This window comes from Microbacterium xerophyticum (assembly GCF_053543555.1).
The window spans coordinates 611,622-633,035 of record NZ_JBLVOB010000006.1; the positions used below are offsets into that span (position 1 = coordinate 611,622).

19 protein-coding genes are annotated in these 21,414 nt (G+C 68.8%); 7 read left to right on the forward strand and 12 right to left on the reverse strand.

Features of this window, described 5'->3' with window-relative positions; genetic code table 11:
• Positions 1–128: 128 nt before the first annotated feature.
• Entirely contained in the window at positions 129–1,841 is a 1,713-nt protein-coding gene (locus tag ACNPNP_RS09645; RefSeq protein WP_448965805.1) for an ABC transporter family substrate-binding protein, read from the forward strand.
• Positions 1,842–1,908: 67 nt separating this feature from the next.
• Positions 1,909–2,646: an alpha/beta fold hydrolase gene (locus ACNPNP_RS09650; protein ID WP_448965806.1), complete on the forward strand. Its 738-nt coding sequence runs from the start codon at positions 1,909–1,911 to the stop codon at positions 2,644–2,646.
• Here ACNPNP_RS09650 and ACNPNP_RS09655 read toward each other — a convergent pair.
• Both ACNPNP_RS09655 and ACNPNP_RS09660 read right to left on the reverse strand, forming a co-directional pair.
• Positions 2,585–3,847, reverse strand: coding sequence for an MFS transporter (locus ACNPNP_RS09655; RefSeq protein WP_448965807.1), 1,263 nt, complete (start codon positions 3,845–3,847; stop codon positions 2,585–2,587). The two genes, ACNPNP_RS09650 and ACNPNP_RS09655, sit on opposite strands and share 62 nt — an antisense overlap.
• Positions 3,844–5,211 carry a GH1 family beta-glucosidase gene (locus tag ACNPNP_RS09660; RefSeq protein WP_448965808.1) on the reverse strand — a complete coding sequence of 456 codons (1,368 nt, stop codon included), beginning with the start codon at positions 5,209–5,211 and terminating at the stop codon, positions 3,844–3,846. Before ACNPNP_RS09660 ends, ACNPNP_RS09655 begins: the two co-directional genes overlap by 4 nt.
• A gap of 199 nt (positions 5,212–5,410) precedes the next feature.
• Here ACNPNP_RS09660 and rpsT point away from each other — a divergent pair, with 199 nt between their 5' ends.
• Positions 5,411–5,671 carry a 30S ribosomal protein S20 gene (gene rpsT, locus ACNPNP_RS09665; RefSeq protein WP_448965809.1) on the forward strand — a complete coding sequence of 87 codons (261 nt, stop codon included), beginning with the start codon at positions 5,411–5,413 and terminating at the stop codon, positions 5,669–5,671.
• A 78-nt stretch (positions 5,672–5,749) separates the two neighbouring features.
• Here the strand turns inward: rpsT and holA are convergent, their stop codons facing one another.
• From holA to ACNPNP_RS09690, 5 genes are all read right to left on the reverse strand, one after another.
• Positions 5,750–6,787 (reverse strand): DNA polymerase III subunit delta, encoded by a 1,038-nt coding sequence (holA, locus tag ACNPNP_RS09670; protein WP_448965810.1) that lies wholly within the window; start codon positions 6,785–6,787, stop codon positions 5,750–5,752.
• 9 nt (positions 6,788–6,796) lie between these two features.
• Positions 6,797–9,160 (reverse strand): ComEC/Rec2 family competence protein, encoded by a 2,364-nt coding sequence (locus ACNPNP_RS09675; RefSeq protein ID WP_448965811.1) that lies wholly within the window; start codon positions 9,158–9,160, stop codon positions 6,797–6,799.
• Positions 9,157–9,759, reverse strand: coding sequence for a helix-hairpin-helix domain-containing protein (locus ACNPNP_RS09680; protein ID WP_448965812.1), 603 nt, complete (start codon positions 9,757–9,759; stop codon positions 9,157–9,159). The genes ACNPNP_RS09675 and ACNPNP_RS09680 overlap by 4 nt, the downstream gene beginning before the upstream one ends.
• A gap of 112 nt (positions 9,760–9,871) precedes the next feature.
• On the reverse strand, positions 9,872–12,490 hold the full coding sequence (gene leuS, locus ACNPNP_RS09685; RefSeq protein ID WP_448965813.1) for a leucine--tRNA ligase: 2,619 nt from the start codon (positions 12,488–12,490) through the stop codon (positions 9,872–9,874).
• 41 nt (positions 12,491–12,531) lie between these two features.
• Positions 12,532–13,845, reverse strand: coding sequence for an anthranilate synthase component I family protein (locus ACNPNP_RS09690; protein WP_448965814.1), 1,314 nt, complete (start codon positions 13,843–13,845; stop codon positions 12,532–12,534).
• Positions 13,846–13,887: 42 nt separating this feature from the next.
• On the opposite strand from ACNPNP_RS09690, the gene ACNPNP_RS09695 reads away from it, so the two are divergent.
• The 3 genes from ACNPNP_RS09695 to ACNPNP_RS09705 are packed head-to-tail and all read left to right on the forward strand — an operon-like array spanning position 13,888 to position 16,559.
• The gene (locus tag ACNPNP_RS09695; protein ID WP_448965815.1) at positions 13,888–14,571 is read left to right on the forward strand and encodes a DedA family protein; all 684 of its coding nucleotides are present in this window, start codon (positions 13,888–13,890) and stop codon (positions 14,569–14,571) included.
• 4 nt (positions 14,572–14,575) lie between these two features.
• Complete coding sequence (locus ACNPNP_RS09700; RefSeq protein ID WP_448965816.1) at positions 14,576–15,604, forward strand: App1 family protein; 1,029 nt, start codon at positions 14,576–14,578, stop codon at positions 15,602–15,604.
• 4 nt (positions 15,605–15,608) lie between these two features.
• Positions 15,609–16,559 carry a 3-methyladenine DNA glycosylase gene (locus tag ACNPNP_RS09705; RefSeq protein ID WP_448965817.1) on the forward strand — a complete coding sequence of 317 codons (951 nt, stop codon included), beginning with the start codon at positions 15,609–15,611 and terminating at the stop codon, positions 16,557–16,559.
• Here the strand turns inward: ACNPNP_RS09705 and ACNPNP_RS09710 are convergent.
• Complete coding sequence (locus ACNPNP_RS09710) at positions 16,463–17,683, reverse strand: glycoside hydrolase family 3 N-terminal domain-containing protein (RefSeq protein ID WP_448965818.1); 1,221 nt, start codon at positions 17,681–17,683, stop codon at positions 16,463–16,465. The genes ACNPNP_RS09705 and ACNPNP_RS09710 overlap by 97 nt on opposite strands.
• A 63-nt stretch (positions 17,684–17,746) precedes the next feature.
• Between ACNPNP_RS09710 and ACNPNP_RS09715 the strand changes: the two genes are divergently transcribed.
• Entirely contained in the window at positions 17,747–18,295 is a 549-nt protein-coding gene (locus ACNPNP_RS09715; protein ID WP_448965819.1) for a DUF805 domain-containing protein, read from the forward strand.
• 18 nt (positions 18,296–18,313) lie between these two features.
• Here ACNPNP_RS09715 and ACNPNP_RS09720 read toward each other — a convergent pair whose 3' ends face one another.
• The 4 genes from ACNPNP_RS09720 to ACNPNP_RS09735 all read right to left on the reverse strand — a co-directional run.
• Positions 18,314–18,970 (reverse strand): SDR family oxidoreductase, encoded by a 657-nt coding sequence (locus tag ACNPNP_RS09720; protein WP_448965820.1) that lies wholly within the window; start codon positions 18,968–18,970, stop codon positions 18,314–18,316.
• Positions 18,971–19,071: 101 nt separating this feature from the next.
• The gene (locus ACNPNP_RS09725; RefSeq protein ID WP_448965821.1) at positions 19,072–19,605 is read right to left on the reverse strand and encodes a hypothetical protein; all 534 of its coding nucleotides are present in this window, start codon (positions 19,603–19,605) and stop codon (positions 19,072–19,074) included.
• Positions 19,602–20,393: a hypothetical protein gene (locus tag ACNPNP_RS09730; RefSeq protein WP_448965822.1), complete on the reverse strand. Its 792-nt coding sequence runs from the start codon at positions 20,391–20,393 to the stop codon at positions 19,602–19,604. The genes ACNPNP_RS09725 and ACNPNP_RS09730 overlap by 4 nt, the downstream gene beginning before the upstream one ends.
• Positions 20,394–20,425: 32 nt before the next feature.
• The coding region (locus ACNPNP_RS09735) for a flavin-containing monooxygenase (protein WP_448965823.1) at positions 20,426–21,414 on the reverse strand (989 nt) is incomplete at its 5' end.

Here is a 21,414-nt window from a genome sequence, read left to right on the forward strand (position 1 = left end):
GTTTCCGGCCGATGACAGCTGGTCACCGTCCGATAACAGTTAGGCGCGATTCACTGCGGCCACACGCATTCGGTGAGCGTCCGAACTATTCTTCCCTGTATGACACGCCGAAAGGCGGAAGGAGAACCATGAAGCAGCACAAGCTGATGGGGGCGATCGCGTTCAGCGGCGTCCTCGCACTTGCCCTCGCGGGCTGCGCGAGCGGCACCGGCGACAACAGTGGCGACGGTGGCGACGAGCCCGTGGAGACGCAGGCGGCGGACTTCAACCCGCAACCTCGCGAGAACCTGCAGCAGGGTGGAGAAGTCCGCTTCCCCATCAACGAGATCCCCGAGCAGCTGAACCAGTTCCACAGCGACGGAACCGCCGACACCATGCGTGTGGCGTACTGGTACATGCCGCAGATCCTGCTGGTGAGCCCGGAGGGCGAGCTCTCCAAGAACGACGCGTACCTCGACGAATGGAAGATCGAGGACGTCGACGGCAACACGACCGTCACGTTCACGTTCACGGACGAGGCCCACTGGAACGACGGCACCGACATGGACTGGAAGTCGGTCGAGAACACCTGGATCGCCAACCGTTCTTCGGAAGAGGGCTACGCGCCCAACGCCACGGACGGCTACAAGCAGATCAAGACGGTCGAGCAGGGCGAGACGGCGAAGACCGCTGTCGTCACCTTCGACGGAGAATACGCCTGGCCGTCGATGGCGTTCCTCACCGGCGGACTCGTGCACCCGGCCATCAACACGCCCGAGCTCTTCAACGAGGCGTTCATCGGCGAGCTGCACCCCGAGTGGGGTGCCGGCCCGTACACGGTCGACAAGCTCGACACGAATGCAGGCTTCGTCTCGTTCAAGCCGAACCCGGAGTGGTGGGGCAATGAGCCGCTGCTCGACGAGGTGACCTTCCAGGCCATGGAGGCGTCGGCATCGCTCAACGCCTACAAGAACGGCGAGATCGACACGGTCGTCGCAGGTTCCAAGGACCGCCTGTCTCAGGTCGAGGACGTCGAGGACTCGGTCATCTACCGCGCCCAGCAGACCGCGAAGACCATCATCATGGTCGACGCCGACAAGCCGCAGTTCGCCGACCTCGACGTGCGCAAGGCCTTCTTCCTCGGCATCAACATCGATCAGCAGAAGGAGATCGCCTGGAACGGCCTCGGATATGAGGAGGAGCCTGCAGGCTCGCTCAACATGTACGGGTTCCAGGAAGGCTACAGCGACTCGTTCGCCGAGGCCGGCCTCAAGTACGACGTCGACGAGGCCAAGAAGCTGCTCGACGAGGCCGGTTGGGTCGAAGGCGAAGACGGCATCCGCGAGAAGGACGGCGAGAAGTTCACGGTCACCTACCCGGTCTTCAGCGACGACCCCACTCAGGAGGCCATCGCCAAGTCGCTCCAGGCACAGCAGAAGGAGCTCGGAATCGACCTCCAGATCGACATCCGTCCGTCGACTGACTTCGGTGCGGATCTGACCTCGAAGAACTGGGACGTCGTCGGCCTGCGCTTCACCGACTCCGACCCGTTCGGACCGGCGTGGTTCTGCCAGCTCTACTGCTCCGACAGCGGCCTGAACCTGTCCGCCACCGGAACGCCGGAGATCGACCAGAAGATCAAGGACGAGGTCGAGTCCAAGACGACGGCCGAGGAATGGACCGCTGCGTCGATGAAGCTCGAGGCCGAGATCATCGCTGAGACCTGGGGCGTCATCCCGCTCTACAACGGCCCGAACATCACCGTTGCCAAGAAGGGTCTCGCCAACCTCACCCCCGAGCCCTACGTGGGTCAGGACCTCTTCGGCATCACGCCGGTGGAGAACGTGGGCTGGGAGAAGTAAGCACTTCGCAGCACTCTGAGCGGGGTCGGTGGTCCATCCACCGGCCCCGCTTTTCTATGCTGTATCCATGGGCATCCAGGTCGTCTTCGTGCACGGCATCCGCACATCCGCCACGATGTGGCGCGCGCAGCTCTCGCACCTCGCGGATCGTGGCGTCACAGCGACCGCGGTCGACCTGCCGGGGCACGGCACACGCATCGCCGAGGGCTTCGTGCTCGACGCGGCGATGACCGCGATCGACACGGCGGTGCGGGATGCCGCGACGCGAGGCCCTGTGCTGCTCGTGGGGCATTCCATGGGCGGGCTGCTCTCGATCGCCTACGCCGGCGCCGAGGGCTCTCCGCCGCCTGTCGCCGGCTTCATCGGCGCGTCGTGCACGGCGCTCCCCCGTGGCGCGGGCCTCGCCGCGTACCGTTTCCTCGCACGTCGGTTCAATGCTCTGCCGGACAAGGGCCTGTGGCTGACGACGCAGGTGCTCGCGGCCACGCTGCCCGATGAGACCAGGGCCGACTTCGCCGCCGGTGGCTACGCATTCGATGCGCAGGATGTCGCACTCGCGAGCCTCGCTGCGCTCGATCTCGCGGCGGATGTGCACCGGCTCCGGATGCCGCTGTGGTGGATCAACGGCCAGTTCGACCAGCTGCGCTCTCAGGAGCGGCTGTTCTCGCGGCTCACGCCGCACTCCGAGCTCATCGTGGTCCCTCGCACCTCTCATCTCGTGACGGCCATGCGGCCCCGAGTGTTCAACGCGCTGCTGGATGTGGCAGTCGCGACGCTCGAGCAGGGTGCACGGCGACCGTCATGATCGCGCCGACGACGGACAGGACGCCCGCGACGAGGAAGAGCAGCCAGAAGCCGCCGACCAGCGCCACGAGCCCGGCTCCGAGCAGCGGGCCCAGCAGCTGACCGAGGCTCGCGGAGACGTTGACGATGCCGAGGTCGCGTGCGTGGTCTTCCACTCGCGGGAGCAGATCCGTGGCGAGGGCCAGGCTCACCGCCATGTACGCGCCGTATCCGACGCCCATGACACCTGCCGCGATCGCGGTTCCGATGAACGTCGGCGAGACGAGGATCATGACGGCCGACAGCGCCTGCACGAGAGCGGCGATGATCACGATCGGCTTGCGGCGGCCGGTCCGGTCGGAGAGTGAGCCGGCGACGAGCGAAGCCACGACCACGAAGACCGTGTAGATCACGATCAGCACGAGCAGATCGTCCTCGGCCGTCGCCGCCGGCGATCCGACACCGTAGAGCAGGAAGAACAGCAGCAGCGCCGTGCCCAGCGCGTTGCCGATGTTGACGGTGAGCCGGCTCGCCAGCACCCACATGAAGTTCCGGTCCCGCAGCACCCCGAATCTCTCCCGCCAGCTCCGCTGCACTGCTGCGCGTCCTCCGGTGGCAGGCGGGTCGGGCAGCAGCAGAGCCGTGCCGACTCCGACCACGAGGATGAACACGGCCAGCACGGCATAGCTCGCGCCGATGCCGAGTCCGAGCAGCACCACCGCACCGACTCCGACGACGATCCCGACCGCCTGCGCCGAGCTCACGAAGGCGGATGCCGTGCCCCGCTGCGCGAACACCTGATCCGCGATCATCGCCGTGAGTGCCGCAGAGATCACGGCGATGCCGACGGAGACGCCGATCCACGCCGCTCCCACGGTCAGGGGCTCGGTGGCCGTGCCGGTGAGCAGCAGGGACGCGGCGGTCAGAGCTGACCCGCCCACCGCCCACGGTCTCCGCCTGCCCCACCGCGAACCCGTGCGGTCCGAGAGCATCCCGGCGACGGGCCCGGCGACCACACCGGCGATCCCGCCGACGGAGAGGATGAGCCCCGACCACACGACGCCCGTGATCCAGTCCCCCTCACCGCCCGGAGTGTCCAGCTGCAACGGCAGCAGCAGCTGCACGGGCGTGAGCTGCACGGTCCACACGGCCAGCCAGGCGAGCGCGAACAGCGCGAGCCATGCGCCGCCCACACGACCGTCTCGCGGTATCAGCGCCTTCATGATCGCGCCCGCACGGACTCGGCCTCGGCGATGAGCCGTCGATACCATTCGTACGACGCCTTGGGTGTGCGCGTCGAGGTGCGCTGGTCCACGTGCACCAGTCCGAAGCGCTGCGTGTAGCCGTCCGCCCATTCGAAGTTGTCGAGCAGACTCCACACCGTGTACTCGTCGATCCGGACGCCTTGGGCCACGGCATCCGCCACCGCGGCGATGTGAGAGGCGAGATAGTCGATCCGCCGAGTGTCGTCCAGCGCTGCGCCGACCTCGTCCGGTTCGGGGAAGGATGCCCCGTTCTCGCCGATGATGACGGGAGGCAGACGCTCGCCGTAGCGACGCGCGGCATCCGTCAGGAACGCGGTGAGCGCGCTGGGCTGAATCCCCCACAGCTCACCGAAGCCGGTGTGCTCTGCGCCGGGCGTCGGAACCTGCACGAACGGCACCGGTACACCTTCCGGGGATGCCGCGATCGTCGTGGGGTTGTAGAAGTTCACTCCGTAGAACTCCGATGCCGCCGAGATCAGTTCCATGTCGCCGTCGCGCACCGGCATCTCGATACCGAGCCCGGTGAGATCCGGGTAGGCGCCCGTGAGCACCGGATCGGCGAAGAGGCGATTGTGGATCAGGTCGTACAGGTGCGCAGCACCATGATCCGCCTCCGACTCTGTCGCAGGCTGCACCCAGGTGTGATTGTTCACGATGCCGACGGCTGCCGCACCATGCGCACGCAGCACCGCTGCAGCGCGTCCGTGCGCGAGCAGCTGATGGTGCACGGTGGGCAGCGAGTCGAAGAGCAGCTGACGACCCGGCGCGAGCTCGCCGATCGCGTAGCCCTGCAACGACGTCGAGACCGGTTCGTTGATCGTGTACCAGTTCTTCACGCGGTCCCCCAGTGCGGCGGCCACGATCCCGGTGTACGCGGCGAAACGTTCGGCGGTGTCTCTCTCGAGCCATCCGCCATCGGCTTCCAGCGCGGAGGGGAGATCCCAGTGGTACAGCGTGGGGAACGGCTCGATCCCCGCGTCCAGAAGCCCGTCGACCAGTCGGTCGTAGTAGGCGAGGCCCCTGGTCTCCGCCGCACCGCGGCCGTCGGGCTGCACACGCACCCACGAGATCGAGAAGCGGTATCGATCCACACCCAGACCCCGCAACAGCGCGATGTCCTCGCCGCAGCGGTGGTAGCTGTCGGGCCCCGGCTCCGCGTTCGAGCCGTCCCGCACGAGTCCCTCGGTGTCGACGAAGTCGTCCCAGATGGAGCGGCCACGTCCGTCAGAGCGGCGCGCGCCCTCGACCTGGAACGCGGCCGTTGCGGCGGACCACCGCAGCCCGGCCGGTACGGTGAAGGTTCGGGCAGTCGCATCCGTCATGGATGACTCCTTCGGGTCGATAGCGCTCAGCATGCCGCATGCACGGGGCTCAGCGACAGTGGCGCGCGATGGAATCCCGTCAGACCTGGTAGAGTTGGTTCTTGGCTTGCGTGTGGGTTCTTCCCTCACGACCGCCGAACAGCAGCCCTCTTCCTGCTTACGGCACATCCCATCCATCCCTGAACGAAAGTTTCCACGCGTGGCAAACATCAAGTCGCAGATCAAGCGCAACAAGACCAACGAGAAGGCTACGGCGCGCAACAAGGCCGTCAAGAGCGAACTCAAGACCCTCGTCCGTGGTACCCGCGAGGCCATCGCCAAGGGCGACAAGGCTGCTGCCGAGGCATCGCTGAAGGTCGCGTCGAAGAAGCTCGACAAGGCCGTCAGCAAGGGCGTGCTGCACGCGAACCAGGCTGCGAACCGCAAGTCCTCGATCGCCAAGCAGGTCGCCGCTCTCTGAACTGAGAACGTCTGAAAGAACCCGTCCCGCTGGGGCGGGTTCTTTCGTTTCTCGGGCGCTCGCTCAGGCGCGCCTGAGTTACTCCCCGAACGGCGCGCGGGTGGCGATGACCGTCACCATGCGCTCCAGCGCGAAGATCGGATCGCGCGCCGCGCCCTTGACCTCTGCGTCCGCCCGCGCGGTGGCCTGGATCGCGAGGCCCAAGGAGCGCTCGTTCCATCCGCTCAGGTCGCGCCTGGCCCGATCGACCTGCCAGTCCTTCATGCCCAGCCGCTGGGCGAGGCTGCGGCTCGGTTCGCGCTGGCCGGCCACGCGTGCCATGGTCCGCAGCTTCATGGCGAACGCCGCCACCATCGGCACCGGATCCGCTCCGGAGTCGAGCGCGTGCCGCAGCGCGATGAGAGCCTCACCGTATCGCCCCGAGATCGCCGTGTCGGCGACGACGAACGCCGAGACCTCGACCCGCCCGCCGTAGTACTTGGTCACGGTCTCTTCCGCGATGTCGCCGTCGACGTCGCGGATCAGCTGCTGACAGGCCGCAGCGAGCTCGGTGAGGTCATCGGCGAAAGCCGAGACGAGTGCGCGCAGCGCTGCCGGTGCGATGCGCTTCTTCGCGGCCGCGAACTCACCCGCCGCGAAGTCGACGCGATCGCCGTCGCGCTTGACCGCGAGGCACGGGATCTCGATGCCGCCGCCGGTTCCGGCCCGTAGCGCGTCGAGCAGCTTCTTGCCGCGCACGCTGGCGCCGGTGTGACGCAGCAGCACGGTGGCGCCCTCCTGCGGGTTCGCCAGGTACGAGACGGCTTCCTGCAGGAAGGCGTCCGAGCACTTCTCCACTCCGGACACGCGCACGAGCCGCGGCTCGCCGAACAGCGAGGGCGAGGTGAGCGACAGGAGCGTGCCCGGCGCGTAATCGTCGGCGCGCACGTCGCTGATCTCGAGCGCAGGGTCTTCAGCGCGCAGATAGTCGCGGATACCCGCGATCGCGCGTTCGGCGCAGACCTCTTCGGGTCCGAACACCAGCACGATCGGCGCCGGCCGCGGGTCTCGCCACGACACCTGCGGGATCTTGGTCGCCTTCGCACCGCCACGGGCTGAAGAACGGGGAGCGGCCATGATCCGAGCTTACCGGTGGTCATCGACATCGACCGGCTCGTCGGCGGGCTCACCGGCATCGACGGGATCAGCGGTGCGCTCGGTCCACAGCACGAGTTCGTCGGCGTCCAGGCCGATCAGGATCCGTCCCTGCAGATCGGTGCGCAGCGGCACGGCGCCTGCCGCATCCAGCAGCGCCAGCGTCTCCGCTCTCGGATGACCGTAGTCGTTGTCCGCGCCGGCGCTGAAGATCGCCGCAGTCGGCCGGAGAAGCTCGTACAGGCCGGTGTCCTGATCGGCGCTGCCGTGGTGAGCCACCTTCACCACCGCGTACGCGCCGCGCAGCTGCTCGCGCAGCATCCGTTGAGGTGTGGCCGAGAGATCGCCGAGGAAGAGCGAGCGCGGCACCTCTCCCCCGTCGAACTCGAGCACGACGCTGGCGTCGTTGCCCGCAGGGAACGCCGCCGAATCCTTCCGCGGCCACAGCACCCGCCACGATGACGCGCCCAGAGTGCCGCGCATCCCGGTCGATGCCTCCACGAGCGCCGCGCCACCGCTCTCGAGTTCGCTCAGCAGAAGCGCGTCCTCCGGAGATCCCACCGGGCCGTGCAGCACTGTGCCGACGCGGCCCACGACCGAAGACGCGGCGCCGACATGATCGGCGTCGAAGTGGGTGAGCACGAGCAGATCGATCCTGCCGATCCCGAGTGCGTTCAGACACGACGACAGCGGCTCCACCTCCATCCCGGTGTCGATCAGCGCCACCTGCCGCTCCGATCGGACCACGAGCGCATCGCCCTGCCCGACATCGCAGGCCGCGATCGCCCATGCCTCCGGCACCGTGGCGCCCACGAGCGGACCGGTGAGCAGCATCCGAGCGCCGGCCAGTGCCAGGGCGACGACGAGCACCAGGCCCGAGACGCCGCGCACGCCACGGCGCGCAGCGATCCCGTCCGTGCAGAGGACCATGCCGGTCGCGGCGCTCAGCACCGCGACCAGCAGCGCGGCCGGGATGCCGGGGATCACCGCCACCTGCGCTCCTGGCAGCCCTGCCGTCACCGTTGCGGTCGTGGAGATCCACGCAGCCGGCAGCCATGCGCACGCCGCGAGCAGATCGGCCAGCAGCGGAATGGGCGCAGCCAGGCACGCGAGCAGACCGATCACCGTGGCCAGCGGCGCAGCGGGATCGGCGATCATGTTCGCGATGATCGCGACGATCGACTGCTGCTCGGAGAACAGCGCGATGATCGGTCCGCAGACCAGCTGCGCTGCGAGCGGGATCGCGATCGCCAGGGCGAGCGGCTGCGGCATCCATCTGGTGAGACCGCGCGCCAGCGGCGGCGCGAGCACGATCAACGCCCCGGTCGCCGCCGCCGACAGGGCGAACCCCGGGGTCGCGGCGAGCCACGGATCGACGATGAGGATGCCGGTCGCAGCGAGGCAGAGCACTCCGACGCCTGCGCTCGGCCGACCGCAGAGAACGGCGAGCATCGCCGTGGCCGCCATCACCGCGGCCCTGATCACGCTGGGCTCGGGCGTCACGAGCACGACGAACGCGGCGAGAGCGCTCAACGCGATGGCGACCCGCAGCGTGCGCCCGCCGCCGCACAGCGCGACGAGCCAGAACACCGCGCCGACCACGATCGCGCAGTTCGCCCCGGAGACCGCGGTGAGATGGCTCAGCCCTGACGCGAGCATGGCGTCGTCGAGCTCCTGCGTCACCGCTCTGGTGTCCCCGACGGCGAGTCCCGGCAGCAGCCCGGCGCCCGGCTCCGGCAGCCGGACCGCACGCGCGACGAAGTCCTCGCGCACCTGAGCCGCGACGGCGAAGACGCCCTGCGCCGGGGTGATGATCTCGACCTCGGTGCCGAACATCACCAGCGCCGCGCGCTCACCCGGATCCGTGATCATGACCTGCCCCGTGACACGGATGACGGCGCCGAGGTCCAGCCCCGGCACGCGTTCCACTCCGATGCGGATCGGCACGGTCAGGGGTTCGGGACGGTTCGGAGTGCCCGCATGCGTCGTCTGCGCGTCGAACCACGCCAGGCCGTCGCTCCCGCTCGTGGACGACGACGAGATCTCGGCGTAGACGTCGACCACCCGCCCATCGAGCTCCCCGGCGATCTCACGCTGCGGCATCGCGAGCGCCGCCGTGATGGCCGCTGCCGCAGCGGCCACCGCGAGCACGGCGAGCAGTCCGCCCCGCGCTCGCACCTCACCGCGCATGTGCGCGCGCACCAGCATCCCGAACGCCGCCGCACCCGCCAGTGCGCACCCGATCACGCACCACCATGGTGCGCCGGGCAGGAACACGCAGATCAGGGACACGGCCCAGACGACGGCCGCGATCGGCACGAGCCGCAGGTCGCGCGATCGGATACCGGCCGTCACACCCGCACCAGTTCCGCGAGACCGGCGAGCATCTTCTCGCCGATGCCGGGCACCGCGAGAAGGTCGTCGACCGACTGGAACCGACCGTTGGTGTCGCGCCATTCGATGATCCGCTGCGCCAAGGCCGGTCCGATGCGCGGAAGAGTCTCCAGAGCCGCCTGATCGGCGTTGTTCAGGTCGATCAGACCGTCACCGACGGGTGCCGTCGCCTCTCCCGGCTCCGCCGCGCCCGCCACGGGCACGATCAGCTGCTCGCCGTCGCTGAGCGGCCTGGCGAGATTGACGGACTGGAGGTCGGCGTCGTCGAGAGTCCCTCCGGCCGCAGCGAGGGCGTCGACGACGCGGGCGTCGAGCTCGAGCATGTACAGGCCGGGCTGCGCGACCTGCCCGAGCACGTGCACGTACAGCTCGCCGTCGACGGCGACGTCCTCGGAGGTCTCCGTGAGCGGCACGTTCTGCACCGGCTGCGCCTGACCTCGCATGATGCCGAGTCCGACCGCGGCCGACAGCACGACGAGCCCGAGCACGACGGCGGCACCTATGCTCAGTCGCAGCCTCGATCGCGCCGCGGGGACGGGCACGTGTTCAGTCGCTGGCACCCCGCAACGCTAGGCGCACGGCCGCTCGCGCGGTCGCCGGATTCCCCTGGTCCGTGGACAGTTCAGCCGATCGGATTCCGGTGCAGAGCGACTGGGCAGCGGTCGCCGAGCCTCAGCCCTTGACGGCGAAGCTCACGATCTTCGGAGCGCGAACGATGACCCGCACGATCTCCTTGTCACCGAGCGCACGGATGACGCGCTCGTCCGCGCGTGCGAGCGCCTCGAGCTCCGCCTCGCTGATGCGGGCGGGCACCTCGAGCTGCGCGCGCACCTTGCCGGCTATCTGCACGACCGCGGTGACCGAGTCCTCCACGAGCAGCGTCGGATCGGCCTGACGCCAGGGTACGAGTCCGACGGAGGGCTCGTGCCCGAGGATCTCCCACATCTCCTCCGCGGTGTGCGGAGCGATGAGGTCGAGCATCACGGCGACCGTCTCAGCGGCCTCGCGCACTGCGGGGTCCGCCGCGCCGCTGCCTGCGTCGATCGTCTTGCGGGTCAGGTTCACGAGTTCCATCAGTCGTGCGACGAGCACGTTGAACTTCGTGTGCTCGACCAGCGCGGGCGCGTCGGCGAGCAGGCGGTGCGTACCGCGGCGCAGCGCGGCATCCCCGCCCTTGAACAGCACGTCGACAGGGCTCGCGACGTCATGGCTGACGCGCAGCGCACGCGCGAGGAACTTCTGGGCGCCGGTCATCGAGACGTCGGCCCAGTCCTTGTCGTCCTCGACGGGCCCTGCGAAGGCCATGCCTACGCGCACGGCATCCGCACCGTATGCGCCGAGCTCGTCCTGGAAGAGCACGAGGTTTCCCTTGCTCTTGGACATCTTCGCGCCGTTCAGGATCACCATGCCCTGGTTGATGAGGCTCGAGAACGGCTCGGTGAAGTCGATCAGCCCCATGTCGAAGAGCACCTTGGTGATGAAGCGCGCGTAGAGCAGGTGCAGGATCGCGTGCTCGACACCGCCGATGTACGTGTCGACGGGAGCCCAGCGTGCGGCTTCCTTCGCGTCGAACGCGAACTGGTCGCTGTTCGGTGAGAGGAACCGCAGGAAGTACCACGAGCTGTCCACGAACGTGTCCATGGTGTCGGGATCGCGCAGCACCGGGTCTCCGGAGACGGGGTCGACCGTCCGCACCCACGACTCCGCCGCCCCCAGTGGCGACGTGCCCTTCGGCGACAGGTCGAGACCCTCCACGCTCGGCAGCGTGACCGGCAGCTGAGCCTCGGGAACGGGCGTCACCTCGCCGTCCTCGTGGTGCAGCATCGGGATCGGCGTGCCCCAGAACCGCTGACGAGAGATCAGCCAGTCGCGCAGGCGGTAGTTCTTCGCCGCACGGCCCGTGCCGTTCGCGGTGAGCTGCTCGATCGCGCGAGCGACCGCGTTGCGCTTGGACAGACCGTTCAGGTCTCCGGAGTTGATCATCCGGCCTTCACCGGTCAGGGCGATGCCGGTGACCGACGGATGCTGGTCGTCCAGGCTCGGCAGCGTGTCGATCGGCACGCCGTCGTCGTCGACCTCGATGACCGGCATGGCGCCCGTGATCGGCGCGGTGGTGTCGACGACGACCTTGACAGGCAGGTCGAAGGCGCGTGCGAAGTCGAGGTCGCGCTGGTCATGGGCGGGAACTGCCATCACGGCACCATGACCGTAGTCGGCGAGCACGTAGTCGGCGGCCCAGATCGGCAGCTTCTCGCCGTTCACGGGGTTGACCGCGTAGCGCTCCAGGAACACGCCGGTCTTCGGCCGGTCGGTGGCCTGCCGATCGATGTCGGTGGTCTTCTGCACCTTGGCCAGATACTCCGCGAAGCTCTCGCGCACCTCATCCGAGGCATCCGCCACCAGCTCGGACGCGAGGTCGGCGTCCGGGGCGACCACGAAGAACGTCGCACCGTGCAGGGTGTCGGGGCGCGTCGAGAAGACCGTCACCGGCTCATCGCGACCCTCGATCACGAAGTCGACGTCCGCACCGATCGAGCGACCGATCCAGTTGCGCTGCATCTGCAGCACCTTGTGCGGCCACGATCCCTCGAGCTGATTCAGGTCGTCCAGCAGACGGTCGGCGTAATCGGTGATCTTGAAGTACCACTGCGTCAGCTTCTTCTTGATGACCTCGGCGCCGCAGCGCTCGCAGCGCCCGTCAACGACCTGCTCGTTCGCGAGCACTGTCTGGTCGTTCGGGCACCAGTTGACGGGGCTCTTCTTGCGGTACGCCAGCCCGCGCTCGTGGAGCTTGAGGAACAGCCACTGATTCCAGTGGTAGTACTCCGGATCGGAGGTGTGCAGCTCGCGGCTCCAGTCGAACGACACACCGTACGACTGGAATGCGGACTTCTGCTGCGCGATGTTCTGGTACGTCCACTCGCGAGGATCTGCGCCGCGGCGGATAGCGGCGTTCTCGGCGGGCAGGCCGAACGAGTCCCAGCCGATCGGGTTCAGCACGTTGTGGCCGCGGTGACGCCAGAAGCGCGCCACGATGTCGGAGTAGAGATAGTTCTCGGCGTGCCCCATGTGGAGGTCGCCCGAGGGGTACGGGAACATCGCCAGCACGTACTTGCGCGGGCGGCTGTCGTCGGCGCCTCCTGCGAGGAACGTCTCATCGTCCGCCCAGTACTTCTGCCACTTGGCTTGGATGGCGTGCGCCGACGACGACTCGTCGACGGGCTCGGCGGAGGACGACAGATTTTCAGACAACGAACGGCCAATCTCAGGGAGCGGACTGCACAGATTCATTTCGAACTGCAGAAGTCAGGAACTTCCAGGATATCGGATCCCTACCGGCGCCAGGCTTCCGGCAGTTCCGCGCCCAGAGCCGCCAACGGGGCCCGCGCTTTGGTCGCCACCTCGTCGACCTCGGCATCGGGATCGGACCCCCACGTGATGCCCCCGCCGGCACCGACCACCGCGCGCTCACCGTCCACCAGGATGCTGCGGATCACCATCGCGAGATCCATCGCGCCGTCCACTCCGACGTAGCCGAAGCACCCGCTGTACACACCGCGGGGCGCTCCACCCTCCAGCCCGTGCAGCCGGGTCATCGCCGACAGCTTCGGAGCGCCGGTCATGCTGCCGGCGGGGAACGCCGCATCCCACAGCCGCCCGACCGTGAGCCCGTCCACCGCCTGCCCGCTCACGGTGCTGACGAGCTGGTGCACGGCGGGATACGACTCCACCTCCCACAGTCCTTCGACGCGGATGCTGCCGGGAACGCACACACGGGAGAGATCGTTGCGCATGAGGTCGACGATCATGACGTTCTCGGCGCGCTCCTTCTCGCTGGCCAGCAGCTCCGCGGCGAGCGCGCGGTCGGATGCCGGATCCGCGCCGCGCGGGCGGGTGCCCTTGATGGGACGGGTGCGGATCAGGCCGCCGGACGCATGCAGGAACGTCTCAGGGCTCGCGCTCAGGAGCGCTCTGCCACCGATGCGCACGAATCCGCCGTGATGGGCGGGAGTCGCGGTGCGCAACCGCAGGTACGCCTCGATCTCGTCGTGCACGCCATCGACGTGGAACCGGGTGGTGAGGCACAGCTGATACGCGGTACCGGCGCGGATGGCGTCTCGGCACCGCTGGATCAGCGCTGCGTACTCGCCGGGGGTGTGACGAGCGGATGCCGTGCGCGCCTCCGCTCCGCCAGGTCGATGCGCTTCCCGCTCCACCCGTCCTGTCTCGTTGCGGTCCCTCGTCACGGCCAGGAGCGGCGACGGTTCACCGATCTCCCACACCGCACCGGTCGCGTGGTCCACCGCCACCGCCGCGGTCACGCGCAGCCATGCCGGTCCTCCCTCCGAACGCGCTGCCGGAGCGCCTGCGGCGGCCGCACCGCTCTCGTAGTCCAGCCATCCGACCCAGCCTCCCCGCAGCGGAGGCCCGTCGGAGACGGCGGTGCCCGCGGCATCGAGCCGGACATCCCGCGGCCCGCGCGCGTCGCGCTCCCCCACCCCGAGCATGCTCCAGCCGTCCGTGGCCCCGGCACCGGCATCCAGCCAGAACACGTCCTCGTGGACCGCCGCGAGCGACCGGAACAGCGTCTCGACATCGACGGCCGCGTCCGTACGACGCGGCTCGAGCGGAGGATGGCGGGTCACGTTCTCAGCGTACGGTGCGCGGGAGCACGTATTCTCGACCGTGTGGACGACATCCTGCTGTGGATCCTCGACGCCGTGCAGGCCGTCGACCCTGTCGCTCGCACGCTCATCGCGGGTCTGGCCGTCATGCTGGAGACCAGCATCCTGATCGGCCTCATCGTTCCGGGCGACACGATCGTGATCATCGCGTCCATGGGCGTGGAGGGCGTCGTCGAGACCGTGGCGATGGTCGTCGCCGTCGTGATCGGGGCGCTGATCGGCGAGAGCATCGGATTCTGGCTGGGGCGGTGGCTCGGTCCTCGCATCCGGCGATCGTGGATCGGACGACGGATCGGCGAATCGCACTGGGAGCGCGCCGAACGATACCTGCGGCGACGTGGCGGACTCGCGATCTTCCTCTCGCGCTTCCTGCCGGTGCTGCACTCCCTCGTCCCGCTCACCGTCGGGATGAGCGCGTACTCCTACCGGCGCTTCCTGGCATGGACGGCACCCGCGTGTCTCATCTGGGCGACCGCCTACGTCAGCGTCACCTCTCTCGCGGCGGGCAGCTTCCGCGATCTCGTCGACCAGGTGCACTTCGCCGGCTACATCTTCGTCGGCATCATCGTGGCGTTCCTGCTCCTCATCTTCATCGGCAAGAAACTGCTCACGCGTTGGGAGAGCCGCCACATGCATGTCGTCGTGGAGGACGCAGATGAGGACGCCTCCTCCGGCATGAAAGACTGAGGCGATGTCCGAAGACAGCGCCCCCAACGCCAGGATCCACTGGTTCGCACGTTTGGAGCACCGCCTGCACGTCTGGCGGGAGAGCAGGGCGCGCCGGCGTGGGCGCACCGCGACCGTGCTGCCCTTCGCCGGATACGGCGGCAGCGGATGGGTGCGCGTCGTCGGCAGAGTGCTGATCGTGCCCCCGCAGCGCCGCACCGAGAACGGCGAGTACGCCAGCGTGCGGGGCTGGCGCAGCTTCGTCGGCATCCCCGTCAGCTTCGCGAACGTGCAGATCACCGTCGCCGGTCGCACGCACGAGGTCGTCGCCGACCGCGGCGGCGTCGTCGATACCGTGATCGACGCGGAGCTGCCCTCCGGCTGGCAGACGTTCACGATGTCGGTCGAGGGTCAGGCCCCGGTCGAGGCCACGGCCTTCATCGTGGGTGACGAGGTGGACTTCGGCGTGCTGTCCGACATCGACGACACCGTCATGGTGACCGCCCTGCCGAGGCCCTTCATCGCCGCGTGGAACTCCTTCGTCGTCGACGAGCACGCCCGCCTTCCTGTGCCTGGCATGGCCGTGCTGCTCGAGCAGCTGATGCGCCAGCACCCCGGCGCCCCGATGATCTACCTCTCCACCGGCGCGTGGAACGTGGCGCCGACGTTGAGCCGGTTCATGAGCCGCCACCTGTTCCCGACCGGTTCGATGCTCCTCACCGACTGGGGCCCCACGCATGACCGGTGGTTCCGCAGCGGACGCGAGCACAAGCTCACCAACCTTCGCCGCCTGGCGGCCGAGTTCCCGAACGTGAAGTGGCTGCTGATCGGTGACGACGGGCAGCACGACGAGGCGATCTACACCGAATTCATGCAGGAGAACCCCGATTCGGTCGCCGGTGTGGCGATCCGCCGCCTGTCGCCGACCGAGGCGATCCTCGCCGGTGGGCGCTCGGAGTCGGACGACCACTCCGACGACGCGGCGCCGTGGGTCGCGGCATCCGACGGGGCCGGGCTCCGGGAGCGCCTCACCGACGCGGGCATCCTGCACTGACGAGATGTCCGCTCTCATTCTCGATCGCGTGACGTGGACGGCGCGCGAGCGTGCGCACCACGAGCGCGTCGACGCGCTGACAGCCGCGCACCGCGAACGCGCACGACGGGGCGAGAAGCATCCGGTGTGGGACTTCCTCTTCACCTACTACTCGTACTCGCCCTCGCAGTTGCGCCGTTGGCATCCCGGAGCCGGAGTGCAGCTCGACGACGCCCAGGACAGGCTCGACTGGCGCTGGTACTCGCCCGGGACCGATCCGGGTTCCGCCATGCCGGACGCAGGTGCCTTCGCGATCGAGAAATCCGCGCTCGCGGATCTCATCGAGCGGATGCTGCGCCGCACGGCGGCCCGGCCGGGGCAGTTCGGGTGCTTCGGACTGCATGAGTGGGCGATGGTCTACCGCGACACGGAACACCGGCACACCGCCCCGCTGCGACTGGGACAGGGCGGTACCGATGCGGTCGTGGAGGCGCACGAGCTGCGATGCACGCACTTCGATGCGTTCCGCTTCTTCACACCGGAGGCCGTGCCGCGCAATCGACGTGCGCTCAGTCGCGCCGACCAGCCGGAGTTCGAACAGCCGGGGTGCCTGCATGCGGGCATGGATGTGTACAAGTGGGCCATGAAGCTCGGTCCGCTCGTGCCGGGCGAGCTGCTGCTCGACGCGTTCGAACTGGCCCGCGACATCCGCCTGCTCGACATGGAGGCCGCGCCGTACGATCTGTCCGCCTGGGGCGTCGTACCCGTGCCCATCGAGACCGCGGACGGCAAGGCCGAGTACGTGCGCCGCCAGCGCGGGTTCGCCGAGCGCGGCAATGCACTGCGCCGACTGCTGCTCGCCGCCTGGCTCGGAGACGGTCAGGGCACCGGAGTGCAGGTCGCGCAGAGCGCCCAGACGGCGCCGGACGCCGCGCGCTCCAGTCGCAGTGTCATGACGCGCTCCGCAGCATCCTGAAGACGATCGGCCGCGAGTGCGCCGTCGTCGACGGCAGCCGCGATGCCCGCCGCGCGCCGATCGGCCGTCTCAGGAGTGGAATGCGCGATCATCAGCACCAGGGCGTTGCCGGCGACGATCGCCGCGACGGCGTTCGCGACCGGATCCGCGTACTCGGCGATGCCGGTCGACTGCAGCATGCCGAGATCATCGGTGACCATGACGCCCTCGAAGCCGAGCTCATCACGGGCGATCTCATGCCAGCGCGCGGAGAGCGATGCGGGCTTCGCGTCCACGGCCGCGTAGTCCAGGTGACCGAACATCAGCACCGAGGCCCCGGCGTCGATGCCGGCGATGAAGGGCAGGGCGTCCGTGCGGCGCCACTCCTCCAGAGTCTTGTCGGTGCGGGGAATCAACGAGTGGGAGTCACCGGGAGCTGCTCCGTGGCCGGGGAAGTGCTTGATCGTGGACGCGACGAACGGCTCTTCTGCGGTCACGGCCGCCGCGACGCGTTCGGCCGCCGACGCCGGATCGGCTCCGAGCGAGCGGCCGTGGATGAACGACGAGCTGTCGGCCGTGGTGTCGGCGACGATGCCGAAGTTGACGTTGGCGCCCGTGCGCGCCACCAGCGATGCGCGCGCGGCGAACGCGGCAGCGGTCTCGGCGGCCGGCCTGTCCTTGAGCGTCTGCGAGGCGAAGAACTCATCCCATGGCAATCGTGAGACGATCCCGCCCTCCTGATCGATCGCGACCAGCGGTGCACGTGCGGGATCGGTCGTCAGAGCTGCCGTCACCGCCCGCAGCTCGGCCTCGCTCGCCGGGATGTTCGCGCCCATCAGGATGAAACCGCCCAGACCGGAGTCCATGTATGCGGTCAGGGACGCCGTGTCGGTGGACGGAATATGGCCCATCACGACGCTCGACGCCTGCTGCGCAGTGGTCATCTGCGACACGAGCCGCTCTGCCGTCTCGGATGCTCCGCCGGCATCCGCCGGCTCGACCACCGCCGGACGCGGTCCCGCCGTCCCCGGCGCCGTCGCGCCGACCATCGCCGTCGCGCCCGCCGTTGTCGGGGCGAGAGCGATCGAGACCGCGAGCACCGCCGCCGATGCCGCGGCGACGCGGTACGGGAGTCGACGGCGCATGCGTCCACCCTACGTCTGCGATCCGACGCCCGACATGCTTGAATGTGTGGCGGAGGGGACCCTATGTCGACACCGCACGTGCAGCCCGCGAACTGGTATCCGGATCCGTCGGGAGCACGGTTCCTGCGGTACTGGGACGGCGTCGCGTGGACGGCGCACACCCGACCGGTGCCAGAGACGATCGTTCCTGCTGCTGCGCCGATGGTGCTCTATCCGCAGCAGGTCCCCGTGGGCGTTCCCGTCGGTGTCTGGCGCGGCCCGGCGGATTCGCGTCCGGTCGTGCGCGACATCTTCGACGCGGTGCGCGTGTGCGTGCAGAAGTACGCCCGCTTCGACGGCCGTGCGAGCCGCCCCGAGTTCTGGTACGCCCAGCTCGCCTCACTGATCGTCGCGTTCTCGGCGCTCCTGGTCGTGTGGATCCCGTTCGTCGGGTGGCTGGCGCTGCTCGCGCTGTGGGCGTTCGCCATGGCCTCGCTCGTGCCGTTGGTGGCCGTGACGGTCAGGCGTCTGCGCGATGCCGGCTTCCACTGGGCATGGATCTTCATCTGCCTCGCCCCGTTCGGCAGCATCGCACTGCTGATCATGTGCGCGCAGCCGTCGAAGCACCCCTGAGACCTGGTGCCAGGACGGTCAGCGCGCGAGCGCCGTCTCGATGGGCTCGGACGTCTCGGCGTCGCCGTTGCCGAAGCGGATGGTCCGACCGATCGTCAGCGGCTCGTCGAGAGCCGCGACGATCACGGCTGCGACGTCCGCACGTGATACCGCTCCGCGGCCGTGCGGATCCAGTTCGATGCGTCCGGTCGGCTCGTCGAACGTGAGCGTGCCGGGGCCGAGGATGGTGCCGTCGAGCTGACTGCCGCGCAGATGCTCGTCCGCGGCCCACTTCGCATCGGCGTACGCGAAGAAGGAGTCCTCCTTCGGAACGCCGTGGTCCGCCTTCGACCCGAGCCACGAGACCATCACGTAGCGGCGCACACCCGCGAGCGGGGCGGCGTACATGGTGCGGATCGCCGCATCACGGTCCACCGCGTAGGTGCGCTCCGGATCTCCCCCGCCGGCACCGGCCGACCACACGATCGCGTCATGACCGCGGACGATCTCGGCGAGTGCCGCAGCATCCATCGCCTCGACGTCGGCCACGAGCGCGCTCGCGCCCGCTGCCTCGACATCTGCGGTGTGCGCGGGATTGCGGATGACGGCTGTCACCTCGTCGCCGTTCGCGACCAGCAGCGGCGCGAGCAGAAGGGCGATGCGGCCGTGGCCGCCGAAGACGATGATTCTGGACATGAGGATCTCCTGTCTGACGGCTCGATGTCCAGGCTAACGGCCAGAGCTCGCGGACGGGCCGATCCCGCACCGTGGAGTGCGGACCGGCCCGCGCATCGCGCTCATCGGGGAAGCTGGGTCGTGTCGATGACGAACGCCTGCGGGTGAGAGGGAAGGTATCTCACGACGACAGGAGCGTCCGACGACACCCATGCGCCGGTGTCCGGATACACCGCCGGCGAGAAGAAGTCGCTCTCGATCGTGAAGGTCTGCCCGCCCGCCGTCGAGAACGTCACCCAGTCACCGTCCATGGAACCTGTCGTCGGCACGCCGTTCTCGTGGATGTACGCGCGCGTCAGCGGTACTCCGGTCAGGGCGAGGATGCCCATGACCAGACCGGAGACCATGACGACGGCGAGGATGCGGAATCCGAACCGCTGCACGCGGGCGGCGAGGTGTCCGACGCCACCGGCACTGCGTGCTTCGGGCAGGCCCTCCCGTTCGCGCATCGCCGTCAGCTTCGGGTTCGCGCCTCCCACGCCGCGGAACGAGAGCACTCCGAGCCCCATGAGCGAGAACCCCGCGATGAAGACCATCGGATAGGCGTGGCCGACGGGGAAATTGAGCAGCCAGATCAGGGTGTCCATGGGGTTCACGCCGTGTCCTCCCGTTCGATCGTCATGGCGACCGTCTGAGGGTCGTCACGCAGGTAGCGCGCCCATACCGGTGAGCCGACCTGCACGCGGGACAGCGCTTCCGGATAGACGAAGACGGTCGTGTCCGCCTCCCAGCTCTGCTGCCCCTCCGGCGAAACGAGCAGTCGCAGCGCGAGCTCGCTCTGGCCCTCACGGCGCACACCGGTGGGTCGGATCGCGAGCACGGATGCCGGCGCCTGCAGTCCTGCCCGCCGAGCGCGCACGAGATGCGGCGCGATCAGACCGCGTCGGATCCGCCATTCGAGCATCGCCTCGCGCACGGTGGAGTTCTCCATGTCCGCGATCTCCACGTCATCGTGGTCGGCGAGGCTGTACCGGACCGGCAGCACGAGTCCTGGTTCGATCGAGCCCTGTCCGACCGGATCGATCAGGGTTCTCAGACGGCTCACGAACTCGGGGCCGTCGGCGGGCGCCCCCCGCACGAAGAGGTCGTACTGAGGCACGTCGTTCACGGTGAGACCCGTGCGGCTCACATCGATGACGCGTCCGACGCCGAGCTGGGTCTCCCCGCGCAGTCGACCGCGCGGGACGAGCGCGCCCATCGTCCCGCCGAACGTCAGGATGAGCCCCCACGCCACCCCGATGAATATCGGTGCCCCGAGCGTGTCCTCGCCCATGAACGGGAGGATCGACGAGCGCTGATCGACGCCCAGGAGACCTTCGCCCACCCAGACCAGCAACCAGGCCGACAGGAGCAGCCAGACACCCATGACGACGATTCGGATCATGGGCCAAGGCTATCGAGCGTCGTGTCTCCCGATCACAGATCGCGCACGTCGGCGACGGTCGCGGTCGTCTTCGACAGCGCCCGCTGCAAGCCCTTGGCCGCGGTGCGGCCGGCCCGATTCGCACCGATCGTGCTCGCCGACGGCCCGTAACCCACCATCTGCACGCGAGGATCCTTGACCGCCGTCGTCCCCCGCCCGCCGCGATCGAGCTGGATGCCACCCGCCTCACTGCGAAGGTGCAACGGCGCGAGGTGGCCGATCGCGGGGCGGAAGCCCGTCGCCCAGAGGATCGCATCCACCCGTTCGAACGAACCATCGGCCCAGCGGACTCCGTCGGGCTCTATCCGCTCGAACATGGGCCGCCGATCGGCGTAGGCGCCCAGCCGCTCCGCTTCGCGCTCCTGCGGGCGCAGCATGAGTCCGGTCACACTCACGACGCTCTGCGGGGGCAGTCCCTGCGCGACACGCTGCTCGACGAGGGCGACGGCGGCCGCGCCGGCATCCGGCGTGAAATCGTCGCCACGCCAGATCGGCTCACGACGGGTGGCCCACAGCGTGTCGGTGATCGGAGCCAGCGCACCGAGGAACTGGACGGCGGATGCTCCCCCGCCGACGACCAGCACGCGTTCACCGCGGAAGTGATCGGGCCCGGGATAGTCCACGGTGTGCATCTGCTCGCCGATGAACGTCTCCATCCCCGGGTAGTGCGGCAGGAACGGCTGCGTCCAGGTTCCGGTGGCGTTGACGACAGTGCGCGTGCGCCACTCGCTCCCGCCGGCGTGCACCACCAGCATCCCATCGTCGTCGGTCACCCTGTCGACATGGATCGGCCGGATGACCGGCAGGTCGTGCGCGCGCTCGTACTCCGCGAAGGATGCCGGGACCACGATGTTGGCGCGCTTCGCATCTCTCGCCGGTGGTGTGGATCCGGGAAGCTCCGCGACGCCGTGGACGTCGTTCATGCTGAGTGCATCCCAGCGGTGCTGCCACGCGCCACCGGGGGCCCGGTTCGCATCGAGCA

Bases quoted from the DNA above. Each gene is read 5' to 3' on its own strand.
- ACNPNP_RS09645 (WP_448965805.1), top strand. From the start codon at position 129: ATGAAGCAGCACAAGCTGATGGGGGCGATCGCGTTCAGCGGCGTCCTC.
- ACNPNP_RS09650 (WP_448965806.1), top strand. From the start codon at position 1,909: ATGGGCATCCAGGTCGTCTTCGTGCACGGCATCCGCACATCCGCCACG.
- ACNPNP_RS09655 (WP_448965807.1), bottom strand. From the start codon at position 3,847: ATGAAGGCGCTGATACCGCGAGACGGTCGTGTGGGCGGCGCATGGCTC.
- ACNPNP_RS09660 (WP_448965808.1), bottom strand. From the start codon at position 5,211: ATGACGGATGCGACTGCCCGAACCTTCACCGTACCGGCCGGGCTGCGG.
- holA (WP_448965810.1), bottom strand. From the start codon at position 6,787: ATGGCCGCTCCCCGTTCTTCAGCCCGTGGCGGTGCGAAGGCGACCAAG.
- leuS (WP_448965813.1), bottom strand. From the start codon at position 12,490: ATGAATCTGTGCAGTCCGCTCCCTGAGATTGGCCGTTCGTTGTCTGAA.
- ACNPNP_RS09700 (WP_448965816.1), top strand. From the start codon at position 14,576: ATGTCCGAAGACAGCGCCCCCAACGCCAGGATCCACTGGTTCGCACGT.
- ACNPNP_RS09705 (WP_448965817.1), top strand. From the start codon at position 15,609: ATGTCCGCTCTCATTCTCGATCGCGTGACGTGGACGGCGCGCGAGCGT.
- ACNPNP_RS09710 (WP_448965818.1), bottom strand. From the start codon at position 17,683: ATGCGCCGTCGACTCCCGTACCGCGTCGCCGCGGCATCGGCGGCGGTG.
- ACNPNP_RS09715 (WP_448965819.1), top strand. From the start codon at position 17,747: ATGTCGACACCGCACGTGCAGCCCGCGAACTGGTATCCGGATCCGTCG.
- ACNPNP_RS09720 (WP_448965820.1), bottom strand. From the start codon at position 18,970: ATGTCCAGAATCATCGTCTTCGGCGGCCACGGCCGCATCGCCCTTCTG.
- ACNPNP_RS09730 (WP_448965822.1), bottom strand. From the start codon at position 20,393: ATGATCCGAATCGTCGTCATGGGTGTCTGGCTGCTCCTGTCGGCCTGG.